Consider the following 23,176-nt stretch of genomic DNA (forward strand, 5'->3'; position numbering starts at 1 on the left):
GGCCATGCCCGGCGAACGGATTCAATACACGTCGCGCCGGTAGCGCCCGTTCTCCAGCAGCAGTTCCACCCTTTCATCGCCCAGTGCCTCGCGCAGCAACTGGTCCACGCCTTCGGCCATGCCGTGCAGCGATCCACACACATGGATCACTGCACCCCGTGCCAACCACGCCTGCAGTTGATCTGTCGCAGCGCGCAATCGATGCTGTACGTAGCTGCCATCGTCCACATCACGCGAATAGGCCTGATCCAAGCGCAGCAGATGCCCGTCAGCCTGCCACTGGATGATCTCGTCGGCGAACAGGAAATCGTGCGCGCGCTGACGCTCGCCGAACAGCAGCCAGTGACCGTGCTCGCCCCGGTGCGCGGCTTCGCGCAGCAGGCTGCGCAGGCCGGCGATGCCCGTGCCGTTGCCGATCAGCAGCATCGGCGCGCCCGGCTGCCGATGGAAGCCCGGGTTGCGATGCACGCGTGCGGCTATCGCACCGTCCAGCGGCGCATGCAGGGCCAGCCAGCCCGAGCCCAGTCCTGCGCGGCCTGCTGCGTCGTGGACCAACCGCACCACCAGCTCCACTTCGCCATCGGCGGCGCATGAGGCGATGGAGTACTCACGCCCAGGCAGTGACGGCAGGCCCGACAACCACAGGCCTGCATCCTGCACCTGCAACGCACGGCCGGGTTCGGGCAGCACGCGTTCGCTGGCCAGTTCCAGCAGGGTCTTCGCAACGCCGTCGATCAGCTGTGGCTGCTGGGGATCCAGGCCATGCGCGCGCAGTACCGCGCTGGCATGCATCGCGTCGTGGCGGGGCGCGATGTGCAGGATGTCGCCGGCCTGCCAATCGACATCGGCCGGCGGTGCCAGGCGGATCTTCCAGATCTGGCCGCCGACGCTGCCAGCGTTGAGCAGGGTGCGGCCGAGCAGGCGCCAGCCGTGCATCACTGTGGCGGCCGGCAACACGCTGTCGTCGGTGTCGATGCCAGTCAGTCCGGTCAGCTGCAGCTGCCACTGGCGCAGCGCCACCACCGAAGCAGCATCGACGTCGATGCGGGCGAACAAGGGTTCCGCGCCCGAGCGCGTCAACCAGTCGTCGATCTGCACGCCGAACCCGCAGAACTGCGCGTACTGGTGATCACCCAGCGCGAGCATGCCGTAACGCAGCCCGGAAAGGTCCGGAAGCTGTGCCAGCAACTGGCGCGCGCTGCGCCGTGCGTTGTCCGGTGGTTCGCCATCACCGAAGGTGCTGAGCACGAACAGCGCTTGCGTGGAGTCCTGCAGCTGCGTGGCAGCTACGCGCGCAAGCGGCAGTACCTGCACCGCGTGGCCGGCCGCCTGCAGCTGCGCCGCCGCACGCCAGGCCAACTGTTCGGCCAGGCCGCTCTGGCTGGCATGCACCACCAGCCACGGCGTGCCTGCGGCATGGGGTGCTGCTGCCGGCACGGTCTGCCGCAGCGCGCGGGCGGCACGCTGGCCGCGGCGGCGGTCCAGGTACAACAGCCAGCCGGTAACGAAGAACAGGCACATGCCCAGGCTGCTGAGCATCACCACGATGCGCCCGGGCATGCCGAAGAAGCTGCCCGAGTGCAGGGCGAACATGCTGGTGGTGAGCTGGCCGCCGGCACCCTGGCGCGCGTAGGGGCGCGCGTCGAGGACCGCGCCGGTGGCCGGATCGAGCTGCAGCAGGTCATGTGCGCGGTCGTGATGGCCGCCCCGTTGTGCGGGATCCGCCGACATCACCCGTACGTTGAGCGCTTGACCGGGCTTCTCCGGCAGGCGCAGGTCGATGAAGCCCTGGCGCACGCCGGGCAGTGCATACAGCGTGGCCTCGACCTTGTGCAGATCCAGGGGCAGATCCGTGGCGACCTTGTGCTTGGCGGGGGGCGCGACACCCAGCAGCTGGGTCAGCCCGTTGCGATACCAGTCGAACGACCACCACAACCCGGTCAGTGCGCTCATCAGGTAGATCAGCAGCACCCAGGTGCCGATCACCGAATGCAGGCTCCACAGGAAGCCCCGGCCCTTGCGCGCCCATTCCACCGCCAGCCAGCTGCGCCAGTGCCACCAGCGGCGTGGCCAGCGCAGGTACAGCCCGGACAGGGTGAAGAACAACAGCGCGATCGCACAGCTGCCGGTGATCCACGAGCCGCGTTCACCGGCGACCATGTGGCGGTGCAGGTCTTCGACGAAATCGAAGAAGGCCTGTCCACGCAGCGCGCTGAAGCGCTCGCCGCTGTAGGGGTCGAAATAGACCCAGTGGTCCTTGCCGCCGGCAAAGCGTGCCACCGACGGCCGCTGGCCGCTGGCATCCACCCGCAGGCGCTGCAGCGGCCGCTCGCTGCCTGCCTGCAGCAATGGCACCAGCTCGCTCAGGGCGAGCGGCTGCTGGTTGTCGGCATGGTGCTCGGCGATCTCGGCGAAGCCGGGATTGGCCGCGCGCAGCAGTTCATCCTCGAACGACAGGACTGCACCACTCAGGCCCATCACGGCCAGGATGGCACCCGCGCTGATGCCCAGCAGCCAGTGCAGTTGGAAGAGGACGTTCTTGAACATCGGGATCGAGGGCCGTCGAGGCTGCCGCCCGCATCCTGCGCAACAGCAAATGAGAATTAATCTCGTAATTCTCCGGGGCGCGGGCCGCTGCGGTCAAGGAGGGTTTGCCGGCAGGGCTGCGCCCTGCACCCGCCGAAGCGGTAGTGCCGGCCGCTGGCCGGCAACCTCAACAGCAACAGCCGAAGCTACAGCCGAATCAAAAGCGAGTTTCCTGAGGGTAGGCGGGGTGGGTCCGGTTGCGGGGGACGCCGTAAACCCGTCCTTGGGGGCTTGGCCGCGGCATCCATGCCGCGGACACCCCCGCAACCGGACCCACCCCGCCTTTGACAGTTTTCCGCGATCTGCTGGAATGGCGTTCTGCGATGCTCTTGGTAGGTGTCGACCTTGGTCGACACGTAGATCCACGCCACGCGTGGATGCTCTTCGTTCAATTGTCCAACTATTCGATTCCGATGAAGATTCATCGCCCCGCCTTCGACAATTCCCCGCCGCTGTTGGTAGGTGTCGACCTTGGTCGACACGTAGATCCACGCCACGCGTGGATGCTCTTCGTTCAATTGTCGAGATATTCGATTCCGATGAAGATTCATCCACGCACGAGGTAGATCCATCAGACACCGGAAATCTGTCAGAGGCGGGGCGGTGTCGGAGTGCGGGGTGTCAGCCGTATGGGCCCGAGGCATGCCTTGGGCGGGCTGGGCAGGACGCCCAACCCCGGTCTTGCCGTGTGCGCAGGACAGCGCACACGAGCAAGCGGCTGCCAAGCCTACAAGGACGTACTTGCGGCGTCCCCGCACTCCGACACCGCCCCGCCATCCCACGCAATGCCGCTTTGGCCGTTGCTTCGGCTGTTGCTGTTGCTGTTGCCTGAAAGTATCTGCAGCTGCAGGGCGCAGCCCTGCCGACCTACTTCGCCCAGCCTTCGATTTCGCCGTGCGCGAACGGTCCGAGCTTGGCCTTCACCATCCGTCCCTGTGCGTCGAACAACACGCTGTAGGGCAGCAGACCCTGCGCGTTGCCCAACTGCACGCTGGCATCGCGTGGGCCGGGGGTATCGAGCACGATGGGATAGTCCACCGGCACTCGCTGCAGGAAATCACGCACGCCGTCCGGCGTATCCAGTGCCAGGCCCAACACCTGCACGCCGTGTGCGCCCTGGCCCTCGGCAAAGCGGGCCAGTTCGGGCATCTCTTCCACGCAGGGGCCGCACCAGCTGGCCCACACATTGACCAGCAATGGGCGGCCCTTGAAGCGTTCGTGGATATCCAGCGCGTGACCTTCAGCATCGGCAAGCACCAGCGCCGGCAGCGGATCACCGGGCCGCAGCATCGGCAGCGCCGGCGGCGATACCGCAACAGGCGCTGCAGCTTCCGTCGCCGGCTCCGGCGCCAGCCGGTTGCCGGCCCATAGGCCAAGACCGGCAGCCAGCACTGCTGTCCACAGCAGCGCTGGCCGTTGCCACTTCATCGCGCGGTGCGCAGCAGTGCTTCTTCCACCAGCGCCTGCGTCAGCAGGGTCGGCAGCACCGTCGGCGGGGCGCCGGGGCCGTACACCACGTACAGCGGCACGCCCACGGCCTTGTGCTCATCCAGGAACGCGGTGATCTGCGGGTCGACATTGGTGTAGTCGCCACGCATGTACACCGCGTTGGTGCGCTTGAGCAGTTCCTTGAACTCCGGGCGCGACAGCACCGCGCGCTCGTTGGCCTTGCAGCTCACGCACCAGTCGGCGGTCATGTTGACGAACACCACGCGGTTGTCGGCGCGCAGGCGGTCCAGCATCTGCGGCGAATAATCCACCACGTTCTCGCTGCTCGCCTGCGCGGCACGCGCCGGCGGTGCCAGCTGGGTCACCGCCCACACCGGCACCAGCGCGGCGATCACCAGCAGCACGCCCAGCAGCCCGGCCGCGCGCTGGCTGCGCCAGCGGCTGCGCTCGAACAACCACAGGCCGCCGGTGAGCAGCAGCAGGCCACCCAGCGCCAGCGCCATGCCATCCACGCCGCGCTGCTTGCCCAGCACCCAAAGCAGCCACAACGCGGCGGCGTACATCGGGAAGGCCAGCACGTGCTTGAGGGTTTCCATCCACTGGCCCGGCTTGGGCAGGCGACGGGCCAGCGCCGGCACGAAGCCGATCAGCAGGAACGGCAGGGCCAGGCCCAGGCCGAGGAACAGGAACACCAGCATCGCCGCCACCGGCGGTGCAACGAAGGCATAGGCCACCGCCGGGCCGAAGAACGGTCCCACGCAGGCACTGCCGACCACGCAGGCCAGCACGCCGGTGAAGAAGTCGCCGGCCGGGCCACTGCGTCGCGCCAGCGACTGGCCGAAGTTGCCGATGCCGCCGCCCATGGTGAACACGCCGGACAGGCTCAGGCCCACCGCGAACATGATGTAGGCCAACGCCGCGACCACGCCGGGATGCTGCAGCTGGAAACCGATGCCGACCGCATTGCCGAGCATGCGCAGGCCGACCATCAGCGCGCCGATCACCGCAAAGGCGACCAGCACGCCCAGCGTGTACCACATGGCATGGCTGCGGGCGCGCTCGGGGCTTTCACCGCTCTGCGCCAGGCTCAGCACTTTCAGCGACAGGATCGGCAGCACGCAGGGCATCAGATTCAGCACCAGGCCACCGCCCAGTGCCAGCAGCAGTACCCACAGCAGCGAGCTGTCGGTTTTCGGTACGCGGCTCGGAGCCTTGGTACGCAGCGCATTGTCCTGCTGCGCGTCGGCGGCGAAGGCATCGCGCGAGCCGCTGCTGGCGTCGGCACCACCCGTGGCGGCCGGCGCGTCGTTGGGCACGGTCGGAAGCAGGCGCAGCGGTGTGCCGTTGGCGCCCTCGCGGGTGCCGGCAGTGGCCGAAGCCGGCAGCGAACGAATCACTTCGTCGCGTGCGGCAGGTGCATCACTGGTGGCGTTGGTCTTGCCGGCGGGGATCGACAACTTCACCCGGCGGGTCATCGGCGGGTAGCAGATGCCATCGGTCTGGCAACCCTGGAAGGTCACCACCAGCGTGCTGTCGACCGCCTCGGCGCGGCTGCGGCGCAGCGGCACCGGCACTTCCACCTGGTTGAAATAGACCGCCACATCACCGAAGTGCTCGTCGCGGTGCGACTGCGCCGCCGGCCAGCGCGGCTTGTCGGCCAGTACCCCGGCGCTGCCTTCCAGCTTCAGCGAGGTGCGGTCGCGATACAGGTAATAGCCCGGTGCCGGGCTGAAGCGCAGCAGCAGGGTATTGCCATCGCTGGCGATGGCATCAAAGCCGAATGCCTGATCCGACGGCAGCGGCAGTGCCTGGCTGTTGCTGGTGCCCGGCAGTCGCAGGCCACCGCCACTGCCGGCGCCGGCCAGCGGGTTGTTGAATGCACTGGCGCCGGTGGCGCGTGCGGTCGGCAGCGTGGCCGCCGCACCGCCTGCACCGGGCAGGGTCACCTGCACCACGCGCTTCTGCGGCGGGTAGCACACACCAGCATCGGCGCAGCCCTGGTAACGCACTTCCAGGCTGATGGTGCCGGCGGCATCGGTGGGCGCGCCGGGCAGGGTGGCCTGCAGGCGCTCGCGGTAGGTCTCCACCTCACCGAAGAAATCGTCATGGTGCTTCTTGCCTGCGGGCATCTGCAGCGCAGCGGCGTTGAACGCCGGATCGGCCTTCACCGTGGTGCGGTGGCGATACAGGTAGTAGCCCGGGGCGATCTTGAACTGCAGTTGGATCTGGCCACGCTCGGGAGCGCTGGCGGTCAGCGCGAACGCCTGGTCCACCGGCAGCAGATCCTTCTCATCCAGCGCGAAGGCCGGCAATGAAAGCCACAACAGAGCGCACAAGGCGGCGCCACGCGCAAACAGAGTCTTCAATCAGTGTCCTCCCGGGTCTGTGCCCGGATCCAGTCCAGATACGCCGGCAGGCCGGCCCGGGTTTCGACCGCGATGCACTCCGGGAGTTCATACGGATGCAGTTCGACGATCCGGGCGATGGCTTCATCGACACGGCTTGCGGTGGTCTTCACCAGCAGCTGCAGCTCGGTGTCGGTGGTGACCTCACCCTGCCAGCGGTAGGTCGACTGAGCGCCGTCCAGGCGGGTCACGCAGGCAGCCAGATGCTCGGCGACCAGCGCATGCGCGATGCGCTCGGCACTGGCCCGGTCCGGGCAGGTGGTCAACAGCAGCAGGACGGGATCGACGGTCGACATGACCGTCGAGTATAGGGCCGTCGCCGGGGCAGGGCCCGGCGACGGCAGTGGACCGCAGCGTTGCGCGGTCAGTTGGCCAGCTGGCAGGTGGCCGGCTTGGCCGAGGTGAACAGGCCCGGGGTGGCCCACTCGGGGTGGTCGATGAAGGGGTTGCGGTTGCCCTGGAACGAGTAGATCACGTCATTACGCGCCTGCTCGGCGGCATCCGGCGGATCGGACAGGTGCCAGTCGATCAGGGTCGACAGCAGGCCCATGTAGGCCGGCGAGCTGCTGGTCTTGACGATCTTGCTGCGGTCGTCGGTCAGTTCCAGGTCCGGTTCGGACTGGCCGGTGGCCGCATCCTTGCCACCTTCATAGCGGATGGCCATGTACATCACCGCGCGTGCCATGTCGCCCTTGCGATGGCCCCACACCTCGAAGGTACCGGCATTGCCGTCCGGTGTACGTACCCAGTTCGAATTGCCCGGGTAACCACCGCTGCCACCGCCGTGGCCGTTGTTGGCTTCGGTGGCACGCTCGCCGCAGTTGGCATCGCACTTGCCGAACGGCTTGTTGCCGCGGTCGGCATTCCACTGTGCGTCGGTCAGGTACAGCATGTGGGTATCGGTGTAGGGCGCGTACGGCAGGCCCTTGTCGCCGGTGGTGCTGGCAAAGCCCAGCGAGTTCGGCCAGGTGTGCTCGCGGTTGTACTTCAGTCCACCGCCACTGCCTGCACGGTCGGTCACCTTGGCGAAGCTGTGGTTGCGGTAGGCATCGAGGATCCGGCCACTGTTGTTCGGATCTTCGTCGGCGATTTCCAGGATGGTCCAGGTGCTGGTGCCCGAGCCACTGTACGGATACGCGGTGTGGCCCTTGATGGTGGCGTGCAGCGAGCAGCGCAGCTGGCTGGGGCTGCTGGTGTTGACCTTCGAGTAGTAACCGGCCGGGCCGCCGGGATTGCCCGGGTCCGGATTGCCGGTGGTGGTGGCCACGGTGAAGGCGATGCGGCTGTCGGTCGCCGGGCGGGCACCCTGCGCATCGGTGATGCGTGCGGCACGGATGTCGAAGCGGCAGGCTTCACCGGCGACCAGCGCGGTGTTGGTCGACAGCTTCACGCTCTTGCCGCTGGCCGGCCAGGTCAGCGGCACGCTGCCCGAAGTGCCGCAGGTCAGTGCGAAGGCGCCGCTGGCGAGGTTGACCGTCTCGCTGAACACCACTTCCAGGTCGGCGGCGGCAGGGAAGGTGCTGCTGCCCTGTGCCGGCGTGGTGGTGGACACCGACGGCGGCGTGTTCGGGCCCGGGGTGCCACCGCCGCTGAAGGTCTGGTTGTTGTTGCAGCTGCCGAAGGTCTGCCTGGCCGATTCGGCCCAGGTGAAGTGCGCGTACTGGCTGCCGCTGCCGGTCAGCTGCAGCGAGGTGCCCGCCGCGGTGCTGTTGGTTTCGGCAACCGGAATGTTCTGGCTGGTCATGCCGGCGGCGGGGCCACCGGAAGCGGTGATCGCGCCCTCGTAGCTGAGGAACTGGACCACCTTGCCGCTGGCGTCGACCAGGGCGATGCCGTCGTTGGCACCGTTCTGCAGGCCGTTGCTGGGGTAGGTGACCACCGCCAGGGTGGCGCTGCCGCAGCTGGCCGCGGTTCCGGCCGGCACCGCGTTGTTGGCGTAGACCGTGGCGGCCGACGGGTTGCTGCCGTTGTAGAGGTACAGGCGGTAGCCGGACAGGTCTTCGCCGGCGGTGGCGACCACTTCGATGGCTTCGCCGACGTCACCGGCAGCGGTGCTGTCGTCGTAGTGCAGTTCGTTGATGAAGACCTCGGCCTGGGCCGGCGCGGCAGCCAGGGCCAGCAGGCAGGCGGCGGCGAGCGGGGACAGCAATCGCATCGACTACTCCTTGTGATTGGGAATGCCGGGCCACCCTAAAGCCGATCCGGTGACACTTTGTCGTAAATGAACGCCAGATATCTGACAGTGCGACGGCGGTCACCAAATGGTGGCCAATTCCCCCTTGGCTTGCCGCGACGCATCCCTATAAAGGCGTCCGCGCGGGGATGGAGTGCCGCCGGGCCGCCGGTAAAAATTTCGGGGGCGGGCCTTGAAAGGCCTCCGGAGGTCTCCATCTCTGTCGTGCTCCCGACCTGTCGGGCTTTTTCACGCGCGTTGCTGGCAGTCGCTTGGTGCGAGTGCTAACATCGCCGGACTTTTTCAGACCAATCAATAACTTAAGAGGTCCCACATGAGCATCAAGCCGCTGCACGACCGCGTTGTGGTCAAGCCGATCGAAGCCGACGAAGTTTCCGCCGGTGGCATCCTGATCCCGGACTCCGCCAAGGAAAAGTCCACCAAGGGTGAAGTCGTGGCCGTGGGCCCGGGCAAGCCGCTGGACAACGGCAACGTGCGCGCTCCGTCGCTGAAGGTCGGTGACAAGGTCATCTACGGCCAGTACGCCGGCAGCTCGTACAAGAGCGAAGGCGTCGAGTACAAGGTCCTGCGCGAAGACGACGTGCTCGCCGTCATCGGCTGAGCGTCGGCGCGACCTGCTTCATCCCCTGATTCCAACACCCAGCCGCCGGGCATGGCCCGGCGCTACCAATGAGGTAAACGCAATGGCTGCCAAGGATATTCGTTTCGGTGAAGACGCCCGTTCGCGCATGGTGCGCGGCGTCAACGTTCTCGCCAATGCCGTCAAGGCCACCCTGGGCCCGAAGGGCCGCAACGTCGTGCTCGAGAAGAGCTTCGGCGCCCCGACCATCACCAAGGACGGCGTGTCCGTCGCCAAGGAAATCGAACTGGCTGACAAGTTCGAGAACATGGGCGCGCAGATGGTGAAGGAAGTCGCCTCGCGTACCAACGACGACGCCGGCGACGGCACCACCACCGCCACCGTGCTGGCCCAGGCCCTGATCCGCGAAGGCGCCAAGGCCGTTGCTGCCGGCATGAACCCGATGGACCTCAAGCGCGGTATCGACAAGGCCGTCGTGGCTGCCGTCGCCGAGCTGAAGAACATCTCCAAGCCGACCGCTGACGACAAGGCCATTGCCCAGGTCGGCACGATCTCGGCCAACTCGGACGAGTCGATCGGCCAGATCATCGCCAACGCGATGAAGGAAGTCGGCAAGGAAGGCGTGATCACCGTTGAAGAAGGCTCGGGCCTGGACAACGAGCTGGACGTGGTCAAGGGCATGCAGTTCGACCGCGGCTACCTGTCCCCGTACTTCATCAACAACCAGCAGTCGCAGACCGCTGACCTGGATGACCCGTACATCCTGCTGCACGACAAGAAGATCTCCAACGTCCGTGACCTGCTGCCGGTGCTGGAAGGCGTCGCCAAGGCTGGCAAGCCGCTGCTGATCGTTGCCGAGGAAGTCGAAGGCGAAGCGCTGGCGACCCTGGTGGTCAACACCATCCGCGGCATCGTCAAGGTCGTGGCCGTCAAGGCTCCGGGCTTCGGCGACCGTCGCAAGGCGATGCTGGAAGACATGGCCGTGCTGACCGGCGGCACCGTGATCTCCGAGGAAGTCGGCCTGTCGCTGGAAAAGGCCACCATCAAGGACCTGGGCCGCGCCAAAAAGGTGCAGGTCTCCAAGGAAAACACCACCATCATCGATGGCGTGGGTGACAAGGCTGCGGTCGATTCGCGCGTTGCGCAGATCAAGACCCAGATCGAAGACACCTCCTCGGACTACGACCGCGAGAAGCTGCAGGAGCGCGTGGCCAAGCTGGCCGGTGGCGTTGCAGTGATCAAGGTCGGCGCTTCGACCGAAATCGAAATGAAGGAAAAGAAGGATCGCGTCGACGACGCCCTGCACGCGACCCGTGCGGCCGTTGAAGAAGGCGTGGTTCCGGGCGGCGGCGTTGCCCTGGTCCGTGCGGTCTCCGCACTGGCTGGCCTGAAGGGTGCCAACGAAGACCAGAACCACGGCATCCAGATCGCCCTGCGCGCGATGGAAGCCCCGCTGCGCGAAATCGTTGCCAACGCCGGTGAAGAGCCGTCGGTCATCGTCAACAAGGTCAAGGAAGGCACCGGCAGCTTCGGCTACAACGCCGCTACGGGCGAGTTCGGCGACATGCTGCAGTTCGGCATCCTGGACCCGACCAAGGTGACCCGTTCGGCGCTGCAGAACGCAGCCTCGATCGCTGGCCTGATGATCACCACCGAAGCCATGGTTGCCGACGCTCCGAAGAAGGACGAGCCGGCCATGGGTGGCGCTGGTGGCATGGGCGGCATGGGTGGCATGGGCGGCATGGACTTCTAAGTCCCGCTGCACTGCTGCAATGAAAAACCCCGCCGCAAGGCGGGGTTTTTTTGTGGGTGGCGTGTTGCCGCCAATGGGTTCACAGCAATGGGTCCATGCCAATGAATCCATGCCCATCGGTCCATGCCAGTAGATCCACGCCATGCGTGGATGGCGTCAGCGCACGAGCACCTTCTCCGCGCCGTACTCCCAGTCCCACGGCACTCCGGTATCGCCAAGCACGAACGCCACCAGCGCCGGAAACGCCGCCTCGGCGCGGACATCGTTGCCCAGCATCACCACGCAGCGCTGGCCCTGCTCGATGCACACCAGGGTGTTGCCCACCGCGTCATCGTGGCCGCCCTTGTAGAAGCCGGGCCCCTGCGGTCCGCGGAAGGTGACCACGCCCAGGCCGGCTGCCAGGTCCCTGCGCCGCTCCGCTACCGGCAGTTCCGCCTGCAGGGTCGGAAACTGGCTGGCCGTGGTGATCGGCAGCTGCGGACGTACCAGCTCCTGCCGCATCGCCGCTGAAAGGCCTTCGCCGCGCACATAGCCCGCTGCGAAGTTGGCCATGTCGGCGATGGTGGTATCCATCGAGCCGGCGGCCCGCACCCGGCTGCGCTCGTCATGCGGCTCGGGCGTGCCATCGGCGGTCCAGCCGTCGGCCAGGTTGGTGGCGAAATCCTCGCGCCACATCATGCTGGTGCGGGGCATGCCGAAGCGGTCGAACACGCGACGCTGCATCAGCGCGCCGATGTCCTGGCCAAGGCGCCCCCGTTCGAGCACGAACTGCAGCAGGATCAAGCCTTCGCCGGAATAGCCGTAGCGGCTGCCCGGATCGAAATGGAATTGCAGCCTGCCATCCGGTTCCAGAAACGCGAAGTTGGCAAAGCCGCCGCCATGATTGAGCAGCATGCGCGGGGTGAGCCGGCGCCAGCGTTCGTCGCCGGCCAATACGCTGTAATCGGCGTAGTGCTTCGTATCGACGGGGTAGTCCGGCAATGGCTTGTCCAGATACGTGGCAATGCCGGCGTCCAGCGCGATCACCTGGTCCTGTGCCAGCTGCGCGACCAGGTGGCCAAAGGCCATCTTGGTCAGCGAAGCGGCGTACATCACGGTGTCGGTACGCAGCGGTTCGCCGGCGGCGTTGCGCTCGCCATAGGCGGCCACGTGCACCACCTTGCCAGCGTCGATCACCGCCAGCGCCATGCCGCGCGCGTGTGCGGCCTGCATCAGCCGTTGCGCCTGGGCATCAATGCGGGCTGGCGAGGGCAGTGGTGGTGGCGCGGCGACTACGGCCATCGGCAACAGCGTCAGCAACAACAGGACGACACGGCACATGCGTGGAACTCCTGGCGGGACGTGGCGCGATGCTACCGCAGCTTTCGCTGTTGGCGCCTGTCGACCCCATCCAGGCCCCGGGGCGGCGCCGCGTCATGCCCTGCGGCAGCCCGGTCCGGACTTGCGCCCTGCGGGATCGAAAATATAATAAGGCACCTAATCATCAAGGATGTGATGGATGCTTGAAGCAAAACACACGGCTCTCATCCAGGAGGCTGGCCGTCGCGGCGATCCCCACCTGGCCCAGCTGCGCCTGTGCTTCCAGCTGCTGGCCTTGTCCAGCGCGATCGACCGTGACTGCGCTTCACGCCTGGCGCCGCACGGCCTCAGCGAAGGCCGCTTCGTGGTGCTGTTCCTGCTGCACGGCGCTGGCGGCACCTTGCCTCCGCACGCGTTGGCCGAGCGCGCTGGCGTCACCCGCGCCACCATCAGCGGGTTGCTCGATGGCCTGCAGCGTGACGGCCTGCTGCAGCGGCGCAACGATGCCGAGGATGGCCGCCGCCTGCAGATCGTGCTGACTGCCCGCGGCAAGCACTTGGCCGGCGATCTGTTCGACCAGCACACACAATGGATCGGCGGACTGTTCAACGGTCTTGATTCCAGCGAACAGGTGCAGTTGTCGCTGCTGCTGGAAAAAGTCTGGCGACACACCGACGCAGGCCAGGAAACAGTCACATGAGCGGCACCATCGGCACGGCACGCCTGCAGGCACTCAATGCGGGCAGCGTATCCAGCACGCACCTGGCCGAGTGCCTCGCAGTGGATTTCGCCGCATTGCTGCAGGCGGTGGCACCAACCTTGCCCCAGGCATCCATGCAGCGCATGCGCGCCGCTGCAGGCAAGGGAATCACCCAGCGCATGGCATTGGCCGCAGCGGTGCTGCGCGAGGCAGGGCAGGGTGACGTGCACTGCTGGCAGGCGCATCCATCCGATACCGTGCGGGGATGGGCGTGCTATCTGATTGGCAGTGACCCGCAGGCGGCATTGGCCGACAAGCTGCAGGCCATGCGTCCTCTGGCAGGTGATGCGCACTTCGGTGTGCGCGAATGGGCATGGTTGGCCTTGCGCAGCGATATCGTCGCCGAGCCGCTGGAAGCGCTTGCCCTGCTGCAACCCTGGACGCTGCAGCGCTCGCCGAATCAGCGCCGCTTCGCCTGTGAGGCGCTTCGCCCCCGCGGTGTATGGGCCACGCACATTGCGCTGTTCAAGCAGCAACCCGAGCACGCGTTGCCCCTGCTGGAGGCCCTCGCTGACGATCCCGAGCGCTATGTGCAGGACTCGGTCGGCAACTGGCTGAACGACGCAGGCAAGAGCCAGCCCGGATGGGTGCGCGATGTATGCACGCGGTGGCAGTCAACGCACGACAGCGCAGCCAATACATACATCCGCAAGCGCGCGCTGCGCTCGCTGTAGCGCCGTACCGTTCACCCGCGTTTCCCGGTAGTGCCGGCCGCTGGCCGGCAACCCCATGACCTTCAAGGGAGACCCCATGCGCCATCGCCTCATCGGACGGCATTCCAGCACCCTCGTGGCACATGCGCGTGTCATCCATTCCGGGTAAAGATGGCGCTCGGCCGTGTCCACCCGCAGGGAAGTCGAGCATGCAGAGCAAGATCCAGGTGACGTTGTACGGAGCGCTGGGCAGCAGTCCAGCGCTGCAGGTGCCCGGCCTGGAAGGGCCGGTGGTGGCCATCCAGGAAGCCACCCTGCGGCAGCTGGTGTCCGATCTGTATACGGCCAGGTCCATGCTCAACCCCGAACAGCTTGATGAGGCCAGGCAGGAACTGGACCGCGTGGTGGAGCGTTGGGTCGACATCCACGAGACGCTGCTGCTGGATGTGGAAGTGCATGGCGGCCGATAGTCCGCTGAACCGCGCCCGCAGTTGCGGATGAAACAGTTGGCACCCGCCAAAACCCTGTGTTATCAATAGATCCCATGAACGCAGCCCACGCCAGCTTTTATTGGTATTACTTTCCGAAGCCCCCGGCGGAGGAAGGATTGCGCTCACCCTGAAGAAAGCTTCAGACGCATTCCCGAAAGCCGCCAGCGAACCTGGCGGCTTTTTTCATGTCGCCACGCTGCGGACCCCCAACGTTCCGTAGAGACCCCTCACCATGCCTCCGCACACCGACGACCTGCGTATCCGCACCATCGAACCGCTGACACCGCCTGCCCAGCTGCTGGCGATGCTGCCCTGCGATGACGAAGCCTCCGACACCGTCAGCGCTTCGCGCGCCGCCCTGCACCAGATCCTGCATGGCCGCGACGACCGCCTGGCGGTGGTGGTCGGGCCGTGCTCGATCCACGATCCGAAAGCCGCCATCGAGTACGCACAGCGCCTGAAGCCGCTGCGCGATGCGCTGGCCGGCGAGCTGGAAATCGTCATGCGCGTGTACTTCGAGAAGCCACGCACCACGGTGGGCTGGAAGGGCCTGATCAACGATCCGGACCTGGACGGCAGCTTCAAGATCGACAAGGGCCTGCGCATCGCCCGTGGCCTGCTGCGCGACATCAACAAGCTCGGCCTGCCGGCCGGCGTCGAGTTCCTCGACGTGATCTCGCCGCAGTACATCGCCGACCTGGTGGCATGGGGCGCGATCGGTGCACGCACCACCGAAAGCCAGGTGCATCGTGAACTTGCGTCGGGGCTGTCGTGCCCGGTCGGCTTCAAGAACGGCACCGACGGCAACGTCAAGATCGCCGCCGATGCCGTGGGCGCAGCCTCCAATCCGCATCACTTCCTGTCGGTCACCAAGCAGGGTGGCACGGCCATCGTCTCCACCACCGGCAACCCGGACTGCCATGTGATCCTGCGTGGTGGCAAGCAGCCGAACTACGACGCGGCCAGCGTGGCCGATGCCTGTCAGGCGCTGGCCAAAGCCAAGCTGCCGACGCGCCTGATGATCGATGCCAGCCACGCCAACAGCCTGAAGAACCACGAAAACCAGCCGAAGGTGATTGAAGACATCGCCATCCAGCTGGAAGACGGCGAGCAGCGCATCGTCGGTGTGATGGTCGAAAGCCATCTGGTCGGCGGTCGCCAGGAACTGGTGGAAGGCCAGCCGCTGGTCTACGGCCAGAGCATCACCGATGGCTGCATTGATTGGGACACCACCGTGCAGGTGCTGGAGCGGCTTGCCGCTGCCGTGCGCGCCCGCCGTGAGGTAAAGGTGTCCGAAGCCGCTTGAGTGCGGCACGTGTGTGGATGGCGGCCAGCGCCTGCGGGGGTGCGGCCGCGATCAGGGCCGGTCGGAGTTGGAGACCGGCCCGTCTGCACCGGCGATGCGCCTGGCGCTGCGTATGTGCGACAGCGCCAGGTACATCGCCGGGGTGGCGTGAGACCCGAACCGGCGATGGCCGCAGTAGACCCACGCCATGCGTGGATGAAGCCGCCTCGCTCACCGCCCCGCCCGTACTCGCGCCAACGCCAGATACATCGCCGGCGTGGTGTACAGCGTCAACCACTGGCTGACCAGCAACCCGCCGACGATGGCGATGCCCAGCGGCTGCCGCAGCTCCCAGCCTTCACCGTTGGCCACCATCAGAGGCAATGTGCCCAGCAGTGCCGCCAGCGAGGTCATCAGGATCGGCCGCAGGCGCAGTCGTGCAGCTTCCATCACTGCATCCTGCGCACTCAGCCCGCGGCGTTCGCCGGCCAGGGCGAAGTCGACCAGCAGGATCGTGTTCTTCATCACCACCCCCACCAGCAGGAACAGGCCGAGCAGGGCGATCAGGTTCAGTTCGTTGCCGAACAGCCACAGCGCCAGCAACGCCCCGATGCCGGCCGACGGCAGCGTGGACAGGATCACCAAGGGCTGCAGGAAACTCTCGTAGAGGATGCCCAGCACCAGGTACACCGCCAGCGTCGCACCCAGTACCAGCCACAACTGGCGCGAACGCAGCTGCTCCAGGCCACCGGCCTCGCCGGAAAGCTTGGCCTGCACCGAGCGCGGCAGCATCAGTTTGGCCATCGCCGCATCAATGGCCCGGGTGGCCTGTTCCAGGCCCACGCCGGGTGCCAGCGCGAACTCGATCCAGATCGAGGCGAACTGCTCGCTGTGGTACACGCGGTCCGGCGCCATGCCATAGCGCCAGCTGGCGATGCTCGATAGTGGAATGCGCTGGCCGCTGCCATCGATCACCTGCAGCCGTGCCAGCGTGCCCGGGTCCTGGGTGTGCTTCGGGTCCAGCTCCATCACCACCCGGTACTGGTTGAGGCTGTCGTACAACGTGGCGACCTGGCGCTGGCTGAAGGCGTTGTTGAGCATGTTGGCCACAATGCGCAGGTCCACGCCGTGGCGCGCCGCTGCCTCGCGGTCGATGTCCAGCATCACCTGGCGCATGCCGGCCTCGCCCTGCGCTTCCACGTCCACCAGTTCCGGCAGGCCACGCAGCGCAGCAGCGACCTTCGGTGCCCATTGGCGCAAGGGTGCGGTGTCCGCTGACAGCAGCTGGAATTCGTATTTGCCGCTGCTGCCGGCGCCTTCCAAGCGGATGTCCTGGTCCACCCACAGGTACAGATTGCCGCCGGGCAGCTTGGGCAGGCGCGCGCGCAGGCGATCGATCACCTGCTGGCTGGAGACACCGCGCTCGGCCAGCGGCTTCATCTTGATCATGATGAAGGCGTTGTTGACCCCGTTGCTGCCACCGATATACCCGATGATGTCCTCGATGGCCGGGTCGGACAGCAGCAGTCTGCGGTAGGCATCGATCTTCGGCTGCATCGCCTGGAAGGACAGGCCGTCATCGCCACGCGCGAAGCCGCGCAGCTGTGCGGTGTCCTGCTGCGGAACGATGCCCTTGGGTACCTGCTGGAACAGCCAGGCGTTGAGTGCGATCACTGCCACGAAGGCCAGCAAGGGCCAGCGCAGGTGACGCAGGCTGGCCTGCAGGGTGCGCAGATAGGTGCCACGCACGCGCTCGAACAGCGCATTGCTGCCGCGCTGCCAGCGCGAGGGTTGTTGCGCGTCATCGACGAACAGGCGCGCACACAGCATCGGCACCAGGCTGAGCGCCACCAGTACCGACACCGCCATCGCTGCTACCAGGGTCAGCGAGAATTCGCGGAACAGGCGCTCGACGAAATCGTCCAGGAACAGGATCGAGACGAACACCACGGCCAGCGCCAGGTTCATCGACAGCAACGTAGTGCCCACTTCCGATGCACCACGCACCGCCGCCTGCCAGCGGTCGGCGCCCAGCTCGCGATGGCGCGCGATGTTCTCCAGCACCACGATGGCGTCGTCCACCACCAGTACCGCCGCCACGATCAGGGCCATCAGCGAGAGCGTATTGAGCGAGAAGCCCATCAGCGCGATCAACGCCAGCGTGCCGAACAGCACCACCGGAATCGCCACGCTGGGTACCAGTGCTGCGCGCCAGTGGCCGAGGAAGCCGAGCACCACCAGTACCACCAGCGCGATCGCCAGCAGCAGGGTCACTTCTGCTTCGTGCAGGGTGGCGCGGATCACCGGCGAGCGGTCCATCACCAGGCGCATGTCCACCGTGCTGGGCAGCAGGGCGTGCAGCTGCGGCAACTGCGCCTGGATGGCATCGACGGTGGCGATGATGTTGGCGCCGGGCTGGCGGCTGACGATCAGCAGCACGGCGGGGCGTTCGTTGTGGAAGCCACTGGCATAGCGGTCCTCCACGCCATCGACGACGGCAGCGACATCGCCCAGTCGCAGCAGGCGGTCATCGCTGGCCTTCAGCGCCAGCTGGCGATACTGCGCTGCCTGGCGCAGCTGCAGCGGCGCTTCCAGTTGCCAGTGCTGCTGCGCGCCTGCGACCGCACCCAGTGGGCGCACTGCATTGGCGCGGCTGATTGCCTGTGCCACGTCTTCCAGTGCCAGGCCTGCGTGATTGAGAGCATTGGGGTCCAGCGACACGCGAACCGCCGGCAGCGCGCTGCCGCCCACCTGCACTTCGCCCACGCCCGGCACCTGCGACAGCTTCTGCGCCAGCACGGTCGAACCCAGGTCGTACAGCTGTCCCGGCGAGAGCGTATCGGAGGTCAGCGCCAGCGCCAGGATCGGCGCCTGCGACGGATTGACCTTGCGGTACTGCGGCATGCCCGGCATGCCGCTGGGCAGCTGGCCGCGGGCGAGGTTGATCGCGGCCTGCACTTCGCGCGCGGCCTCGTCGATGTCGCGGCCGAGCACGAACTTCAATTCGATCTCGGTCTGCCCCTGGGTGCTGGCCGAGTCGATGCGCGAGATGCCGGGCAGGCTGCCCAGCGCACGCTCCAGCGGCGTCGCCACAGTGGCCGCCATCGATTCGGGCGAGGCGCCGGGCAGGCTGGCGCTGACTTCAATGGCGGGGTAGTCGACCTGGGGTAGCGGCGCCACCGGCAGCAGGCGCAGCGCCAGCAGGCCGGCCAGTACCACCGCCACCGCCAGCAGGAGGGTCGCCACCGGACGCTGCACGCAGGCCTTTGCCAGGCGTGCCACAGGGGTCATGCGCTGGCCTCGCCAGCGGTTGCCGGTGCTGTCGCGCGGCCACGCTGCAGACGGTCGAAGGCCAGGTAGATCACCGGCGTGGTGAACAGGGTCAACACCTGGCTGACCATCAGGCCACCCACCATCACCCAGCCCAGCGGCTGCCGCAGCTCGGCGCCCGAGCCACTGGCCAGCATCAGCGGTACCGCGCCGAACAGCGCGGCCAGGGTGGTCATCAGGATCGGCCGGAAGCGCAGCAGCGCCGCCTGGTGGATCGCCTCACGCGGGCTCATGCCGCGCGTGCGCTGCGCGTCCAGCGCGAAGTCGATCATCATGATCGCGTTCTTCTTCACCAGGCCGATCAGCAGCACGATGCCAATCACTGCGATCAGGTCCAGGCTGCGTCCGCTCACCCACAGCGCGGCCAGGGCGCCCACGGTCGCCGAGGGCAGGGTGGAAAGAATGGTGATGGGGTGGATGAAGCTCTCGTAGAGCACGCCCAGCACGATGTACATCACCACCACCGCCGCCAGGATCAGCCACAGCGTGCTCGACAGCGAGCTGCTGAAGGCCGCCGCCGCGCCCTGCAGGCGCAGCTCGATGCTCTGCGGCAATGCCACCTGCGCCTGCGCGGCATGCACGGCATCCACCGCTTCGCCCAGCGATGCACCGGGCGCAAGGTTGAACGACAGGGTGGCCGCCGGGAACTGGCCGACATGGTTGCGCAGCAGCGCCGTCGGCCCCTGCTCGATGCGCGCGACCGCGCCCAGCGGCACGGTCTGGCCGTTGCTGCTGCGCACGCGCAGGCCGCTGATCGCCTCCGGCCCCGGTTGCCGCGCCGGATCGGCCTCCAGCACCACCCGGTACTGGCTGGCCTGGGTGAAGATGGTTGAGATCTGCCGTTGCCCGTAGGCGTCGTACAGTGCGTCGGCCACTGCTTCCACACTCACGCCAAGGCGTGCGGCGGCATCGCGGTCGATGCTCACCCTGGCCTGCCGGCCCTGCATCTGCAGGTCACTGGCCACATCACGCAGCGCTGGCGATTGGCGAAGCGCGTGCAACAGCTTTGGGGTCCAGGTTTCCAGCGTCTGCAGGTCCGGCGTGGTCAGGGTGAACTGGTACTGGTTGCGGCTGATGCGGTCTTCGATGCCCAGCTCCTGCACCGGTTGCAGGTACAGGGTGATACCGGGAATCCTCGCCACGCGCTGCTGCAGCCGCGCCATCACCACGTCGGCGCCCTCGCGCTCGCCGTGTGGCTTCAGTTCGATCAGCAGGCGGCCGGTGTTGAGGGCGGCATTGTTGCCGTCCACGCCGATGTAGGAAGACAGGCTGGCCACGGCCGGGTCCTGTTCAATGGCCGTGGCCAAGGCAAGCTGGCGCTCGCGCATGGCTTGGAACGAGATCGCCTGCGGGGCTTCGCTGATGCCCTGGACCAGGCCGGCATCCTGCACCGGGAAGAAGCCCTTCGGCACCGCGAAATACAGCGCCACCGTCAGCGCAAGCGTGGCCACGGTCGCCAGCAGCATCAGTGGCTGGCGCTGCAGCACCCAGCGCAGCTGGCGGTCGTAGAGGGCGATGATGCGATCGAACACGTCGCGCTTCGGGGTCGGAGCCCTGACCGGATCCGACCCGGCCAGGGTCAGATCCCCGTGGGGCGCTGACCCTTTGGCATGTGGTTTCAGGAAGCGCGCACACAGCATCGGCGTCAAGGTCAGCGACACCAGCAGCGAAATGCCGATGGCCACCGCCAGCGTCACTGCGAACTCATGGAACAGCGCGCCCACCAGGTCGGCCATGAACAGCAGCGGGATCAGCACGGCGATCAACGAGACCGTCAGCGACACCAGGGTGAAGCCAATCTCGCTGGCACCTTTCAGCGCTGCCTCGCGCGGGCTTTCGCCGTCTTCCAAGTGGCGGGCGATGTTCTCCAGCATCACGATCGCATCGTCCACCACGAAGCCGGTGGCGATGGTCAACGCCATCAGCGTGAGGTTGTTGAGCGAATAGCCGGCCAGCAGCATCACCGCGAACGTACCGATCAGCGACAGCGGCACCGCCACGCTGGGAATCAGCGTAGCCGGCAGGTTGCGCAGGAATACCCAGGTGACCAGCACCACCAGCGCGATGGCCAGCACCAGTTCCTTCTGTACGCCGCGCACGGACGCGCGGATCGATTCGGTGCGGTCGCTGAGCACGGTCATCTGCACGCCGGCCGGCAGCGTGGCCTGCAGCTGCGGCAGCAACGCACGCACCTGTCCGACCACGGCGATGACGTTCGCGCCGGGTTGGCGCTGGATGTTCACCAGCACCGCCGGGGTGGTGCCGCTCCATGCCGCCAGCTGGCGGTTCTCGGCGCCGTCGGTGATGGTGGCGACATCGCCCAGCCGCAGCGGTGCGCCCTCACGCCAGGCCAGCACCAGTGCGCGGTATTCGGCAACGCTGCGCATCTGGTCGTTGGCATCGAGCATCACCGCACGGATCGGGCCATCGAAGCTGCCCTTGGGCAGGTTGACGTTGGCTGCGGCAATCGCAGTGCGGATGTGGTCCATGCCCAGGTTGTTGGCGGCCAGCGCGGCCGGATTGACCTGGATGCGCACGGCGGGGCGCTGGCCACCGGCCAGGCTGACCAGGCCCACACCCGGCAACTGCGCCAAGCGCTGGGCGATGCGGGTATCGACCAGGTCATGCACCTGGGGCAGTGACAGGCCCTGCGAGGTCACCGCCAGGGTCAGGATCGGCGTGTCGGCCGGATTGACCTTGCGATACACCGGCGGCACCGGCAGGTCGCCGGGCAGGAAGCTGCCGGCGGCGTTGATCGCCGCCTGCACGTCCTGTTCGGCCACGCCCAGCGACACCTCCAGGCCGAACTGCAGAGTGATCACCGATGCCCCCCCGGAACTGGTGGACGACAGCTGCTTCAGGCCGGGGATCTGCCCGAGCTGGCGCTCCAGCGGCGCGGTGATGGTGCGCGTGGTCAGCTCGGGGCTGGCACCGGGGTACAGCGTGGTGATCTGGATGATCGGATAGTCGACCTGCGGCAGCGCCGCCACCGGCAGCAGGCGATAGGCCAGTACCCCGGACAGCAGCAGCGCCACCATCAGCAGGGTGGTGGCGACCGGGCGCAGGATGAAGGCGCGCGAGAGGTTCATGCGCCGGCCCTGGTCGATGCCTCCTCGGTGATGATCTCCACCGCGGTGCCGTCTTCCAGCCCGTCGATGCCTTCGATCACCACCTTGTCACCAGCCACCAGGCCGGAACGCACCGCCACGCGTCCGGCGTCGGCCGGACCGAGCACCACCGAGCGACGTTGTGCCTTGTTGTCCTTGTCGACGATGTGCACGTAGTTGCCCTGGCTGCCGAACTGCACGGCGGCATCGGGAATCAGCAGCGCGGGATGCTCACCCAGCTGCAGGCGCACATTGACGAACTGGTTGGGGAACAGCGCCTGGTCGGCGTTGTCGAACTGCGCGCGCAGCTTCAGCGTGCCGGTGGCGGTATCGATGCGGTTGTCGACACTGGACAGGGTGCCACTGGCGAGCTGCCGTCGTTCTTCGCGGTCCCAGCTTTCCACCGCCAGCGCCGGCTGCGCCTGCACCGCATCGAGCAGGGCGGGAAGTTCCGGCTCGGGCACGGTGAACAGCACGCTGATCGGCGCCGTCTGCGCCAGCGTGACCAGGCCTTCGGTATCGCTGGCGTGCACCAGGTTGCCTACGTCCAGCCGGCGCAGGCCGACACGGCCGCTGACCGGGGCGATGATGCGCGTGTACTGCAACTGCAGGCGTGCTTCGTCCACAGATGCCTGGTCGCTGAGGCGGCGCCCCTGCAGCTGCCGCACCTTGCTCTGCTGGTCGCTCAGTTCCTGTGCCGACACGTAGTTCTGTCGCTGCAGTTCGCGGTAGCGCTGCAGCTGGCGCTCGGCATTCTCCAGCTCGGCCAGGTTCTGCTGCTGCGTACCCTGTGCGTGCGCAAGCTTCACTTGGTAGGGGCGGGGATCGATCTGTGCCAGCAGGTCGCCGGCGTTGACCTGCTGACCTTCCTGGAAATGCAGGCGCATCAGTTCGCCGTCCACGCGGCTGCGCACCACCACGCTGTGCAGCGGAGTGACCGTACCGACCGCCTTCATCCGCAGCACCAGCGGCTCGGCGCTGGCAAGGGCGATGCGTACAGGCACCGTCTTGCCGCTGCCGGTTTCGCCACTGCCCGCCTCGGCCTGCGGCCACAGCCACCACGCCAGGCCAGCGACAAGGGCAAGACAGGCAACGACCAGCAGCAGGCGGGCACGACGTGAGCGGGAGTTTTCGGCGACAGACATGGGCATCCTGCGCCCTGCGTGCACGCAGGGTCATGCGGGCCCGTCGGCACCACGAAGGGCCACGGGCAGCGGGGGAGGGGGATTATCTGGCGGGGCCGCAGGCGCGGCGTGGCTGGATGCCGTCGCGCGTGCGACGGGG

The 23,176-nt window shown here is 67.1% G+C and carries 15 protein-coding genes; 6 read left to right on the top strand and 9 right to left on the bottom strand.

All coding sequences use genetic code 11. The features are described from left to right. Positions 1-21: 21 nt before the first annotated feature. From BW38_RS09890 to BW38_RS09875, 5 genes are all read right to left on the bottom strand, one after another. Entirely contained in the window at positions 22-2,547 is a 2,526-nt protein-coding gene (locus BW38_RS09890) for a sulfite reductase flavoprotein subunit alpha (RefSeq protein ID WP_032976457.1), read from the bottom strand. Positions 2,548-3,453: 906 nt separating this feature from the next. Continuing rightward, positions 3,454-4,014 carry a TlpA disulfide reductase family protein gene (locus BW38_RS0120710; RefSeq protein ID WP_032976458.1) on the bottom strand — a complete coding sequence of 187 codons (561 nt, stop codon included), beginning with the start codon at positions 4,012-4,014 and terminating at the stop codon, positions 3,454-3,456. Continuing rightward, positions 4,011-6,401: a protein-disulfide reductase DsbD domain-containing protein gene (locus BW38_RS09885; protein WP_032976460.1), complete on the bottom strand. Its 2,391-nt coding sequence runs from the start codon at positions 6,399-6,401 to the stop codon at positions 4,011-4,013. Before BW38_RS09885 ends, BW38_RS0120710 begins: the two co-directional genes overlap by 4 nt. Beyond that, on the bottom strand, positions 6,398-6,736 hold the full coding sequence (cutA, locus tag BW38_RS09880; protein WP_032976461.1) for a divalent-cation tolerance protein CutA: 339 nt from the start codon (positions 6,734-6,736) through the stop codon (positions 6,398-6,400). Before cutA ends, BW38_RS09885 begins: the two co-directional genes overlap by 4 nt. Before the next feature lie 68 nt (positions 6,737-6,804). Continuing rightward, a complete protein-coding gene (locus BW38_RS09875) occupies positions 6,805-8,595 on the bottom strand; it encodes an endonuclease (protein WP_032976462.1) in 1,791 nt (596 codons plus the stop codon). A 352-nt stretch (positions 8,596-8,947) separates the two neighbouring features. Between BW38_RS09875 and BW38_RS09870 the strand changes: the two genes are divergently transcribed. Continuing rightward, positions 8,948-9,235, top strand: coding sequence for a co-chaperone GroES (locus BW38_RS09870; protein ID WP_025878649.1), 288 nt, complete (start codon positions 8,948-8,950; stop codon positions 9,233-9,235). Between the two features lie 82 nt (positions 9,236-9,317). Beyond that, positions 9,318-10,967: a chaperonin GroEL gene (groL, locus tag BW38_RS09865; RefSeq protein ID WP_025878650.1), complete on the top strand. Its 1,650-nt coding sequence runs from the start codon at positions 9,318-9,320 to the stop codon at positions 10,965-10,967. 156 nt (positions 10,968-11,123) lie between these two features. Here the strand turns inward: groL and BW38_RS09860 are convergent, their stop codons facing one another. Beyond that, on the bottom strand, positions 11,124-12,287 hold the full coding sequence (locus tag BW38_RS09860; RefSeq protein WP_032976464.1) for a serine hydrolase domain-containing protein: 1,164 nt from the start codon (positions 12,285-12,287) through the stop codon (positions 11,124-11,126). Between the two features lie 178 nt (positions 12,288-12,465). Here BW38_RS09860 and BW38_RS09855 point away from each other — a divergent pair, with 178 nt between their 5' ends. From BW38_RS09855 to BW38_RS09840, 4 genes are all read left to right on the top strand, one after another. Next, the gene (locus tag BW38_RS09855) at positions 12,466-12,966 is read left to right on the top strand and encodes a MarR family transcriptional regulator (protein WP_032976465.1); all 501 of its coding nucleotides are present in this window, start codon (positions 12,466-12,468) and stop codon (positions 12,964-12,966) included. Beyond that, positions 12,963-13,700 carry a DNA alkylation repair protein gene (locus tag BW38_RS09850; protein WP_032976466.1) on the top strand — a complete coding sequence of 246 codons (738 nt, stop codon included), beginning with the start codon at positions 12,963-12,965 and terminating at the stop codon, positions 13,698-13,700. The genes BW38_RS09855 and BW38_RS09850 overlap by 4 nt, the downstream gene beginning before the upstream one ends. Before the next feature lie 188 nt (positions 13,701-13,888). Further along, entirely contained in the window at positions 13,889-14,149 is a 261-nt protein-coding gene (locus BW38_RS09845) for a hypothetical protein (RefSeq protein ID WP_025878654.1), read from the top strand. A gap of 253 nt (positions 14,150-14,402) precedes the next feature. Next, a complete protein-coding gene (locus BW38_RS09840; protein WP_025878655.1) occupies positions 14,403-15,476 on the top strand; it encodes a 3-deoxy-7-phosphoheptulonate synthase in 1,074 nt (357 codons plus the stop codon). Between the two features lie 210 nt (positions 15,477-15,686). On the opposite strand, the gene BW38_RS09835 is transcribed toward BW38_RS09840, so the two are convergent. From BW38_RS09835 to BW38_RS09825, 3 genes are read right to left on the bottom strand one after another with little or no spacing between them, the layout of a single operon-like run. After that, positions 15,687-18,746: an efflux RND transporter permease subunit gene (locus BW38_RS09835; RefSeq protein WP_032976467.1), complete on the bottom strand. Its 3,060-nt coding sequence runs from the start codon at positions 18,744-18,746 to the stop codon at positions 15,687-15,689. Further along, positions 18,743-21,874: a multidrug efflux RND transporter permease subunit gene (locus BW38_RS09830; protein WP_032976469.1), complete on the bottom strand. Its 3,132-nt coding sequence runs from the start codon at positions 21,872-21,874 to the stop codon at positions 18,743-18,745. The genes BW38_RS09835 and BW38_RS09830 overlap by 4 nt, the downstream gene beginning before the upstream one ends. Continuing rightward, the gene (locus BW38_RS09825; RefSeq protein ID WP_032976470.1) at positions 21,871-23,037 is read right to left on the bottom strand and encodes an MdtA/MuxA family multidrug efflux RND transporter periplasmic adaptor subunit; all 1,167 of its coding nucleotides are present in this window, start codon (positions 23,035-23,037) and stop codon (positions 21,871-21,873) included. Before BW38_RS09825 ends, BW38_RS09830 begins: the two co-directional genes overlap by 4 nt. Between the last annotated feature and the right edge of the window lie 139 nt (positions 23,038-23,176).

This window comes from Stenotrophomonas sp. RIT309 (assembly GCF_000632045.1).
In the GTDB taxonomy this organism is placed as follows: Bacteria; Pseudomonadota; Gammaproteobacteria; order Xanthomonadales; family Xanthomonadaceae; genus Stenotrophomonas; species Stenotrophomonas indicatrix.